This is a genomic window from Streptomyces sp. NPDC058045 (assembly GCF_042885635.1).
Lineage (GTDB): Bacteria > Actinomycetota > Actinomycetes > Streptomycetales > Streptomycetaceae > Streptomyces.
Map to the genome: position 1 here is coordinate 1 of NZ_JBHVRR010000093.1, position 10828 is coordinate 10828.

9 protein-coding genes are annotated in these 10828 nt (G+C 72.1%); 1 reads left to right on the forward strand and 8 read right to left on the reverse strand.

The window, feature by feature from the left end:
• Positions 1-458: 458 nt before the first annotated feature.
• A complete protein-coding gene (locus ACFVST_RS28625) occupies positions 459-1466 on the reverse strand; it encodes a stage II sporulation protein M (protein WP_390156500.1) in 1008 nt (335 codons plus the stop codon).
• 193 nt (positions 1467-1659) lie between these two features.
• Here ACFVST_RS28625 and ACFVST_RS28630 point away from each other — a divergent pair, with 193 nt between their 5' ends.
• Entirely contained in the window at positions 1660-2619 is a 960-nt protein-coding gene (locus ACFVST_RS28630) for an RDD family protein (RefSeq protein ID WP_390156501.1), read from the forward strand.
• Between the two features lie 32 nt (positions 2620-2651).
• On the opposite strand, the gene ACFVST_RS28635 is transcribed toward ACFVST_RS28630, so the two are convergent.
• From ACFVST_RS28635 to ACFVST_RS28665, 7 genes are all read right to left on the reverse strand, one after another.
• Positions 2652-3269: a hypothetical protein gene (locus tag ACFVST_RS28635; protein ID WP_390156502.1), complete on the reverse strand. Its 618-nt coding sequence runs from the start codon at positions 3267-3269 to the stop codon at positions 2652-2654.
• 303 nt (positions 3270-3572) lie between these two features.
• On the reverse strand, positions 3573-5039 hold the full coding sequence (ahcY, locus tag ACFVST_RS28640) for an adenosylhomocysteinase (protein WP_390156503.1): 1467 nt from the start codon (positions 5037-5039) through the stop codon (positions 3573-3575).
• Between the two features lie 257 nt (positions 5040-5296).
• Positions 5297-6280, reverse strand: coding sequence for a cation diffusion facilitator family transporter (locus ACFVST_RS28645; RefSeq protein WP_390156504.1), 984 nt, complete (start codon positions 6278-6280; stop codon positions 5297-5299).
• Positions 6281-6408: 128 nt separating this feature from the next.
• Entirely contained in the window at positions 6409-7581 is a 1173-nt protein-coding gene (gene manA / locus ACFVST_RS28650) for a mannose-6-phosphate isomerase, class I (protein ID WP_390156505.1), read from the reverse strand.
• A 151-nt stretch (positions 7582-7732) separates the two neighbouring features.
• Positions 7733-8866, reverse strand: a complete 1134-nt coding sequence (locus tag ACFVST_RS28655) for an SIS domain-containing protein (RefSeq protein WP_390156506.1) — start codon at positions 8864-8866, stop codon at positions 7733-7735.
• Positions 8867-8949: 83 nt separating this feature from the next.
• Entirely contained in the window at positions 8950-9120 is a 171-nt protein-coding gene (locus ACFVST_RS28660; protein WP_390156507.1) for a Trm112 family protein, read from the reverse strand.
• A gap of 167 nt (positions 9121-9287) precedes the next feature.
• On the reverse strand, positions 9288-10652 hold the full coding sequence (locus ACFVST_RS28665) for a phosphomannomutase/phosphoglucomutase (protein ID WP_390156508.1): 1365 nt from the start codon (positions 10650-10652) through the stop codon (positions 9288-9290).
• Positions 10653-10828 lie beyond the last annotated feature (176 nt).

The window sequence follows — 10828 nt, forward strand, 5'->3', positions numbered from 1 at the left end:
GTGCGCGAGTCGGGGTATCAACATATCTGGCGTTGACTTTTGGCACGCTGTTGAGTTCTCAAGGAACGGACACTTCCATCGTACTCACCCAAGCATTAGATACTCTCGGGCTTTCCTCCGGGTGTTCCCTTCGGTGTTTCCAACCTTACCAGATTCTTTTTCCGTTCCGTTTCCGGTGGAATTCGTATCCGGTGGCCGTTGGAAGGCCTTTTGCCTTTCGGCGGACCCGACTTTATCAGAGATTTCTTCCGGCATTTACCGGCGTCATTTCTCAGATGGTGGTTCGGGAAGTGTGTCTCGCTCGGGACCGAGCCCTGGAGACTGATGGATTCTCAACCTTCGCCTGCGAACCTGTCCGGCTCCAGGCAGCTGTTCAAATCTACCTCCCCGTCATCACTGCGTCAACAGCGTTTCCGGGGCGGTCAGGAGACTAGCAGGTGGATCGGGCGCGATGCACATCAGGCTGCGAGGGGGACTTGAGCGCTGCGTTCCGCTTCAGCCAGGTCGCCGGTCTCGCCGGCTCGTACCGCTCGGCCGCCGAGGACGTATACGTAGGTGAGGAAGGCCAGTTCGGCGGTGATGCCGATGGTGATGCGGGCCCAGGTGGGGAGGCCCGAGGGGGTGACGAAGCCTTCTATGGCGCCGGAGACGAGGAGGACGAGGGCCAGGCCGATGGCCATGGCTATGGCTGCGCGGCCCTCCTCGGCGAGAGCGGTGCGGCGCGGGCGGGGGCCGGGGTCGATGAGGGTCCAGCCGAGTCGCAGGCCGGTTCCCGCGGCGACGAAGACGGCGGTGAGTTCGAGGAGGCCGTGCGGGAGGATCAGGCCGAGGAAGGTGTCGAGCCGGCCGACGGACGCCATGAGTCCTATGCCGAGGCCCACGTTGGCCATGTTCTGGAAGAGGATCCAGACCACGGGCAGGCAGAGGAAGGCGCCGAGGGTGAGGCAGAGTGCGGCGGCCTGGGCGTTGTTCGTCCATACCTGGGCGGCGAAGGAGGCCGCGGGGTGGCTGGAGTAGTACGTCTCGTACTGGCCGCCGGGGCGGGTCATCTCGCGGAGTGCCGTGGGGGTGGCGATGGAGGCCCGGACTTCGGGGTGGGTGGCGATCCACCAGCCGATGAGGGCGGCGACGGCTGTCGAGACGAGGGCGGTGGGCACCCACCAGTGGCGGCTGCGGTAGACGGCTGCGGGGAAGCCGCGGGTGAGGAAGGCGGTGATGTCGCGCCAGGAGGCCTGCCGGGTGCCTGTCACCACGCTGCGGGCGCGGGCGACGAGGCGGGTGAGGCGGCCGATGAGCTGGGGGTCGGGGCTGCTGGAGCGGATCACGGAGAGGTGGGTGGCGGCGCGCTGGTAGAGGGTGACGAGTTCGTCGGTCTCGGCGCCGGTGAGGCGTCGGCGGCGGCGCAGGAGTGCGTCCAGGCGGGCCCAGTCGTCCTGGTGGGCGGAGACGAAGACGTCCAGATCCATGGGGCCTGCTGCTCCTCTGCTCTTCGCTTCTTTTGTTCTTGTGCTCTTCGCTCTTGCTGGCTGCGGCGCGTCTCGGTCGGGTGGGGGCGGGCTCGCGCGTGGGGAAGGCCAGCTTGGCAGACTGGCGTTCGGGGGCTCGGGAACGGGTCTGCCGATGGTTTCCGGGCGGGCGGACGAACGGGCTGGTGAGTCGATGAGTGAGCTGGTGACGGGGGAGGCGGTGGAGCTGGAGCTGCTCCCCGCGAAGCTGCCGACTCGCATTCTGGCGGCGGCGCTGGATCTGCTGGTGACGTTCACCGTGTTCATCGCGGTGCTGGTGGGGCTGTACTCGGCGACGTCCTCGCTGGACGAGGCGGCGACCGCGGCGATCTCGGTGGCGGCTTTTCTGCTGCTGCTGGTCGGCGGGCCGATCGCGGTGGAGACGCTGTCGCACGGGCGGTCGCTGGGCAAGCTGGCCTTCGGGCTGCGGGTGGTGCGGGACGACGGGGGGCCGATCCGGTTCCGTCATGCGCTGGTGCGGGGTGCGGTGGGTGTGGTGGAGATCCTGCTGACCACCGGGGTGATCGCGGCCACCGCCTCGCTGGTCTCCGAGCACGGGCGCCGGATCGGCGATGTGCTGGCGGGGACGCTGGTGGTGCGGGAGCGGGTACCGGCGGGGAGGGCGGGGGCGGTTCCGCTGCCGCCGCCGTGGCTGGCGGAGCGGTTCGCGGCGGCGGATCTGTCGGGGGTGCCGGAGGGGCTGTGGCTGGCGGTGCGGCAGTGCCTGACGCGGATGGGGCAACTGGATCCGCAGGTCGGCTGGTCGATGGCGGCGCGGTTGGCCGGGGACCTGGCCGCCCGTACGGGGGCGCCGGTGCCGCCGGGGGTGCCGCCTGCGGTGTATCTGGCGGCGGTGGTGCATGAGCGGCAGGCCCGGGACGCGCGGATCGCGTTCGGGGGCGGGGGGCTTGGTGCGGGTGCCGGTGGTTCCGGGGCCGGGGTTGGGGTTGGGGTGGCGGGGGCGTCGGGCGCGGGTTCGTCGTGGGTGGCGCCGTCGGGAGGGGCGCCGTCGGGAGGGGCGGGGGCGCAGGTGCCGGCGGCTCTCCCGGAGGCGTCGGGTGGGCCGGGGGAATCGTCCTCGCCTCGGCGTACCGGGTTCGCTCCGCCGTCCTGAGTCGGCCCGGATGTGATGGCCCCCTCCCCGGTTCAGGTGGGGAAGGCGGAGGGGGGTGATTCCAGGTCTTCCAGTTCGATTCCGGGGGCGGCGAGGACGACGTCGCCGGTGAGGTGGACGGTGTGCTGTTCGCCGGTGTCCAGGGCTGTGACCTGGTACTCGTCCACGATGAGGGGGCCGTTGTCAGTGGCGTGTGCTTGGCTCTTCAGCAGTGACCAGGACTGGTCGAGGGTGCGGGGTGCCAGCACCGGATCGGTGAAGCACACGAGGCGGACACGGGTGGAGGGGGACGCGGGAGTGAGTCGCAGCAGCCGGGAGACGGCGACGAGGAAGGCGGGGGAGGTGCCGGTGAAGGCGTGGGCGGGGGCGTTGCCCTCGACGGCGTGTTCCCCGGCGGGGTCGGTGCGTACCCAGGTGACGCCGTCCAGGGCGCCGGCGCGGATCTGCCAGCCGCCGGCGTGCAGTTCGAGGCGGATGGGGCGGCCCAGTTCGTCCAGGGTGAGGTCGGTGGAGCCGCGGTGATCGCCGGAGGGGAAGGTCAGTTGGGAGACGTAGCGCCAGCCGGAGGGGCCGGGGGCGCAGTGGAAATGTTCCTCTCCGAGGGGGGTGTGGTCGTGGGGGTCGTGGAGCGAATAGCGGCCGCGCGGCATGGGTGGTCCTGAGCTTTCCGACGGGTCCTGCGGTCTCCGGGGGCTGGGGTGCGGGGGTGTGGGCTGCGGGTAAGTCCGGCCGGCTGTAGGGCGGTTGGCGGCTCGGACGGGTGGATTGACTTCCCTTCGCCGGATGTCCGGTGCGGGGAGGGGCTGACGGGGCAGGCCCCCGGCACGGGGGTGCGGGGGCCTGCCCGAAGTCGGCCTCGGCGGACGGGACCGGTGCGGTGCCGGGATCGGTGGGACCGGTCCCGGCGGCCGTGCGGTGCCCGAGGTGCCGGGCGGTACCGGTAGTGGTGCCGGTCAGTACCGGTAGTGGTCCGGCTTGTACGGGCCTTCGACCTCGACGCCGATGTACGCGGCCTGCTCGGGGCGGAGGCGGGTGAGCCTCACGCCCAGGGCGTCCAGGTGCAGCCGGGCGACCTTCTCGTCCAGGTGCTTGGGCAGTACGTACACGTCGGTCGGGTACTCGTCGGGCTTGGTGAACAGCTCGATCTGGGCCAGGGTCTGGTCGGCGAAGGAGTTCGACATGACGAAGGAGGGGTGCCCGGTCGCGTTGCCGAGGTTCAGCAGGCGGCCTTCGGAGAGCACGATGATCTTCTTGCCGTCGGTGAAGGTCCAGGTGTGGACCTGGGGCTTCACCTCGTCCTTGACGATGCCGTCGATCTTGGCGAGGCCGGCCATGTCGATCTCGTTGTCGAAGTGGCCGATGTTCCCGACGATGGCCTGGTGCTTCATCCGGGCCATGTCGGAGGCCATGATGATGTCCTTGTTGCCGGTCGTGGTGACGAAGATGTCGGCGGTCTCCACGACGTCGTCGAGGGTGGCGACCTGGTATCCGTCCATCGCGGCCTGGAGGGCGCAGATCGGGTCGATCTCGGTGACGATGACGCGGGCGCCCTGGCCGCGCAGGGATTCGGCGCAGCCCTTGCCGACGTCGCCGTAGCCGCACACGACGGCGGTCTTGCCGCCGATGAGGGTGTCGGTGGCGCGGTTGATGCCGTCGACCAGGGAGTGGCGGCAGCCGTACTTGTTGTCGAACTTGGACTTGGTCACCGCGTCGTTGACGTTGATCGCCGGGAACAGCAGGGTGCCGTCGCGGTGCATCTCGTAGAGGCGGTGGACGCCGGTGGTGGTCTCCTCGGTGACGCCGCGGATCTCGGAGGCGAGGCGGGTCCACTTCTTCGGGTTCTCGGCGAGGGTGCGGGTCAGGAGTTGGAGGATGACGCGGTGCTCGTCGCTGGTGGCGGTCTCCACGCCGGGGACCTGGCCGGCCTTCTCGTACTCGACGCCGTTGTGGACGAGGAGGGTGGCGTCGCCGCCGTCGTCGAGGATCATGTTGGGGCCGCCGGTCTCGGTGCCCGGCCAGGTCAGGGCCTGCTCGGTGCACCACCAGTACTCCTCCAGCGTCTCGCCCTTCCAGGCGAAGACGGGGATGCCCTGGGGGTTCTCCGGGGTGCCCTCGGGGCCGACGGCGATGGCGGCGGCCGCGTGGTCCTGGGTGGAGAAGATGTTGCAGGAGGCCCAGCGGACCTGGGCGCCGAGGGCGGCCAGGGTCTCGATGAGGACGGCGGTCTGCACGGTCATGTGCAGGGAGCCGGTGATGCGGGCGCCGGCGAGGGGCTGCGCGGCTGCGTACTCCTCGCGGATGGCCATCAGGCCGGGCATCTCGTGCTCGGCGAGGGAGATCTCCTTGCGGCCGAACTCGGCCAGGGACAGGTCGGCGACCTTGAAGTCGGCGGTGTCCTGGCGGGGTGCGGTGGTCGACATACGTGCTGCTCCTCGTCGGATCGAGGGTGGGTACGGCTGGTCGGCGCGACGGCGGGCATGGGAGTGCCCGGGTGCGCAACGCAGTCCGTCGGAGGCCCTCTCTCCCTCGGCCGGCCGTGTGGTGCGGCCGCCCGACCGCCATCAGCAGCGACGTCTGGCTGTGGTCGCGAATCTACACCGCTCCGGGTGTCCGGCCACAGCCCGCCCCCGGCCCGTCCGGGGCCCGGAGGCGGCTTGCGGCCGGCGGCCGGTGGCTGTCAGTGGCCGGGGGCGGGGTGGCGGTCGGGGCCGCCGGGGGTGGCCTCCGGGTCGGGGCCGCGGGCGGCTTCGGAGGCGCGGTAGATGTCGGGTTCGAGGTAGATGACGCGGGCGATGGGCACGGCTTCGCGGATGCGGGTCTCGGCGGCGTCGATGGCGGTGGCGATCTCGGGGGCGGTGCCGTCGTGCCGGACGGCGATCTTCGCGGCGACGAGGAGTTCCTCGGGGCCGAGGTGGAGGGTGCGCATGTGGATGACGCGGGTGACGGTGTCGCCGTCGACGGCGGCCTGTTCGATGCGGGCGACCTCGGCGGGGCCGGCGGATTCGCCGAGCAGCAGCGACTTGGTCTCGGTGGCGAGTACCAGGGCGATGGCGATGAGGAGGACGCCGATGCAGACGGTGCCGATGCCGTCCCAGACGCCGTTGCCGGTGGCGACGGCGAGGCCGACGCCGCCGAGGGCGAGGACGAGGCCGATGAGGGCGCCGAAGTCCTCCAGCAGGACGACGGGGAGTTCGGGTGCCTTGGCGCGGCGGATGAACTCGGTCCAACTGAGGTTGCCGCGCAGCCCGTTGGACTCCCTGACGGCGGTGCGGAAGGAGAAGCCCTCGGCGATGACGGCGAACACCAGGACGCCCACCGGCCAGTACCAGTGCGTGAGTTCGTGCGGGTGGCGGATCTTCTCGTAGCCCTCGTAGACGGCGAACATGCCGCCGACGGAGAAGAGGACGATGGAGACGAGGAAGGCGTAGATGTAGCGCTCGCGGCCGTAGCCGAAGGGGTGTTGGGGGGTGGCTTCGCGTTGGGCTCTGCGGCCGCCGATGAGGAGGAGGAACTGGTTGCCGGAGTCGGCGAGGGAGTGCACGCCTTCCGCGAGCATCGAGGAGGAGCCGCTGAAGAAGAAGGCGACGAACTTGGACACGGCGATGGCGAGGTTGGCGCTGAGCGCCGCCACGATCGCCTTGGTTCCTCCTGCTGCGCTCATCTGTCGAGGTGTCCCTTTCCCAACTGGTCTGTCGCGTCACGTGGTTGGCGGTGCGCCGGGGCCGGTTGTGCTGCTGCCCGGAGTGTGCGGTGGGTCATTGTTGCAGGGCGTGGCGCGGGGGGTGGGGGTCAGGCTGGGACGGTGGCGCGGAAGAGGATGCCGGGGCCGGTGGCGGTGACCGGTTCGCCGGCGGGGACGAACACGGAGTGGCCGGGGGTGAGTTCGGCGCTGCCGAGGTGCGCGGTGCCTTCGGTGCAGAGCAGGATCTGCGGGGTGGCGGCGGTGAGGGTGCGGGCGGGGTCGGCGGGCAGCGCCTGGCGGGAGAGGCGGAACTCGTCGGCGGGGGTGGCGTAGATCTCTTCGCCGTCGGCGGTGGCCGTGGGGCGGAGGATGCCCGGGTCGGTGGCTTCGAAGCGGACGATGCGCAGGAGTTCGGGGACGTCGATGTGTTTGGGGGTGAGGCCGCAGCGGAGCACGTTGTCGGAGTTGGCCATGATCTCGACGCCGAGTCCGCCGAGGTAGGCGTGCGGGACGCCGGCGCCGAGGTAGAGGGCTTCGCCGGGCTGGAGTCGTACGTGGTTGAGGAGCATGGCGGCGAGGACGCCGGGGTCGCCGGGGTGGTGGCGGGCGATCTGGGCGTAGGCGGCGTAGTGGGCGGCGCCGGGGGTGGCGGGGTCGGCGGCGAGGCGGGTGCAGGCGGCGGCGGTCTCGGTGGCGGTGGTGTCGACGGCCGCGGGGTCGGCGGTGAGGACGGCGGTGAGGACCTCGCGCAGGGCGTCGCTCTCGGGGTGGGCGTGCAGCAGGTCGACATAGGGCTTGAGGGAGTCGACGCCGAGGCGGTCGAGGAGGTCGGCGGTGGCGGTGGGCCGGCGGAAGCCGCAGAGGCCGTCGAAGGGGGTGAGGGCGCAGATGAGTTCGGGTTTGTGGTTCGCGTCCTTGTAGGTGCGGTGGGGGGCGTCGAGGGGGATGCCGCGGCGTTCCTCGTCGGCGTGGCCGGCTCTGGCCTGGGCGAGGTCGGGGTGGACCTGGAGGGAGAGGGGGGCGCCCGCGGCGAGGAGTTTGAGCAGGAAGGGCAGGCGGGGGCCGAATCGGGCGGTGGTGGCGGTGCCGAGTTCGCGGTCCGGGTCGGCGGCGATGACGGTGTCGAGGGGGCCGCGGGGGGTGTGGGAGGGGGCGCCGGGGTGGGCGCCCATCCACATCTCGGCCTGTGGTTCGCCGGTGGGTTCGGTGCCGAGGAGGTGCGGGAGGGCGGTGGTGGAGCCCCAGGCGTAGGGCCGGATGGTGTTGTCGAGGCGGTCCATGGGGTTCCTTGCGTTCTGCTTTGCGGGGGCGGGAGTTGGGGGTGGCGGGCGTGGGAGTGCCGTGGGGCGGGGTGCGGGTGGTGGGGCGGCGGGGTGCGGCGCTGCGCGGGCTGCCGGGTGGGTCGGTGGTACGGGCCGCGGGGTCAGGCCCTCATGATCGGTCGTCGGAGGCGAGGGCCAGGTAAACGGCGGCGAAATCCGTGGTGGCGATCAGCTCGGCGAGGGTTTCGAGTTCGGCGCCGTCCTTGGGTTCGAGTTCGCTGACGGCGGTGTCGTGGCCGAGGGCGAGTTCGCGGGCGGCGGGGGCGGCGCTGAGTCCGCCGGCGGTCTGGTCCCGCAGCAGCAGGACGCGGGCGCGGAGGGCCTGGGCCTCTTCGACGCGGTCCCGGAAGAAGTCGTCCGGGTCGGCGCCCGCGGCGAGGGCCTTGGTGAGGAGGGTGCCGTGGGCGGGGAGCGCTTCGGGGAGTTCGGCGGCGAGCGCGGGGCGGCCGGCGAACTCGGCGAGTGCGGCGGCGAAGCGGCGTCCGACGGGTCCCGCGGAGGGGCCCTCGGTCCAGATCAGGGCGAGGCTGTCGGCGAGTTCCGCGGCGAGGGTCTTGGCCGGGTTGGCGTAGGTGGCGATGGCGGGGCCGCAGCGTTCCGCGGTGCTGTCGAGGCGGTCGGCGACCCGGTGCAGGGCCTCGTCGGGGGCTTCGAGCAGGCCGGTGCGGTCGAGGAGGGCGAGGAGCGGGGTGAGCAGCGCCCAGAGTGCCCCGGGGGCGGCGGCCGCGTCGGGTTCGTCCTGCTCGTAGGGGGCGGTGGCCATGGGGACGGTGAGGCCGTGGGCAGCGGTGACGGAGTGGGTGAGGGGGCTGTCCGCGGGGCAGACCGCGACGAGGCTGGTGCCGCGCCGGTACGCCTGGTCGGCGAGGACGCCGAGGCCGGGTTCGGTGCCGTCGGGGGTGGCGATGAGCAGCAGGTCGACGGGGCCGGCCCAGCCGGGCATGGCCCAGCGCAGGGCGCCCGCGGCGGGGGCGACGCCGGTGGGGTGGAGGCGGGTCACGGGGCAGCCGGCGCCGGCGAGTTCACCGAGGAGTTCGGCGACGCAGGTGGCGGCGGTGCCGGGCCCGGCGATGAGGACGGCGCGGGGGCGGCCGTCGGGTTCGAGTGCGGTGACTCCGGCCTCGGTGGCGTGCCGTAGTGCGGTGCGGACCCGGGCGCCGGCTTCGGCGGCGCCGCGCAGCAGCCCGCGCCGGTCCTCGCGCCCGAGCGCCTCCGGGTTGTCGAGCAGCGATTCGTCGAGCATGGCGGGCGGCCTCCGATCGCCGTACGCGGCTGGTTCTGGGAGCGGGGCCGCCGCTGTCCCGGGGCGCCCGGCTCGCTCTCGGGTCAGGCGGGGCGGCGGGCCTCGTCCACGAGGAGGACGGGGATGCCGTCGCGTACCGGGTAGGCGAGCGAGCACTCCTCGCCGGTGCAGCGGAGCTCGGCGTCGGCCTCTTCGAGGGGGGCGTGGCAGGCGGGGCAGGCGAGGATCTCCAGGAGGCCGGCTTCGAGCGGCATGGGCTGGTCCTTTCGGTGGCGCTGTGCCCTTGCGGTGCGGGGGCGCTGCGGTATGGGGGATCTTCCTGGTCAGCGTAGCGCGGGGCGGGTGGGCGGTGCCCCGGGGTCGGGTGCGCCGGAGCGTGCCCGGAAAGTCCCCCGGCTCCCGGGTTCGGCTCCGCCGGGGGTCAGGCGCGGATGAGGGCGAGGACCTCGTCGCGGATGCGGTGCAGGGTGGCGGTGTCGCGGGCTTCGGCGTTGAGGCGGAGGAGGGGTTCGGTGTTGGAGGAGCGGACGTTGAACCACCAGTCGTCGGCGGTCACGGTGAGGCCGTCGAGTTCGTCGAGGGTGACGCCGGGGCGGTCGCCGTACTCGGCGCGCAGGGCGGTGAGGCGGCCTGCCTGGTCGGCGACGGTGGAGTTGATCTCACCGGAGCCGGCGTACCGGTCGTAGTGGGCGACGAGGGTGGAGAGGGGGGCGGGCTGGGTGCCGAGGGCGGCGAGGACGTGGAGGGCGGCGAGCATTCCGGTGTCCGCGTTCCAGAAGTCGCCGAAGTAGTAGTGGGCGGAGTGCTCGCCGCCGAAGATGGCGCCGGTGCGGGCCATCTCCTGCTTGATGAAGGAGTGCCCGACGCGGGTGCGTACCGGGGTGCCGCCGTGCTCGCGGATGACCTCGGGCACCGCCTGGGAGGTGATCAGGTTGTGGATGACGGTGCCGGTGCCGCCGTTGCGAGCGAGTTCGCGGGTGGCGACGAGGGCGGTGACGGCGGACGGGGAGACGGCGTCGCCGTGTTCGTCCACGACGAAGCAGCGGTCGGCGTCGCCGTCGAAGGCGAGGCCCAGGTCGGCGCCCTCGGCGCGGACCCGCTGCTGGAGGTCGACCAGGTTGGCCGGGTCGAGTGGGTTGGCCTCGTGGTGGGGGAAGGTGCCGTCGAGTTCGAAGTAGAGCGGTACTACGTCCAGGGGCAGGCCGTCGAGGACGGTGGGCACGGTGTGGCCGCCCATGCCGTTGCCCGCGTCGACCACGACCTTGAGGCGGCGGATCCCGCTCAGGTCGACCAGGGAGTGCAGATGGGCGGCGTAGTCGCGCAGGGTGTCGCGGGGGGTGCGGGTACCGGGGGTGGCGGCGGGGGCGGGCGCGCCGTGTTCGGCCCAACTCTCCACCAGGGCGCGGATGTCGGCGAGTCCGGTGTCCTGTCCCACGGGGGCGGCGCCGGCGCGGCACATCTTGATGCCGTTGTAGCGGGCCGGGTTGTGGGAGGCGGTGAACATGGCGCCGGGCAGACCGAGGGCACCGGAGGCGTAGTAGAGCTGGTCGGTGGAGCAGAGGCCGATCTCGGTGACGTCGGCGCCGCGGATGGTGGCGCCGCGGGCGAAGGCGCCGGACAGACCGGGCGAGGAGGGGCGCATATCGTGCCCGGTGACGATCGCGGTGGCGCCGGTGACTTCGGCGAAGGCGGCGCCGAAGAGTTCGGCGAGCGTCTCGTCCCACTGGTCGGGGACCACTCCGCGCACGTCGTACGCCTTCACGATCTGCGACAGATCAGCAGCCACAGCCGTCCCTCCTGAGTCCTTTGACGGTCGCCGCCAACTTACCGCCCCTTTTTTCAAGGCTCGGTTCGCCTCCGGGGCGCTGTGAGCCGGTGTCGAGACCACGCCCGTGCTCGACCACTCGTTCCTCGCGGCCTCCGCGGGGGCGGGGTCTCGACACCGGCCGCGCCCCTTCGGCT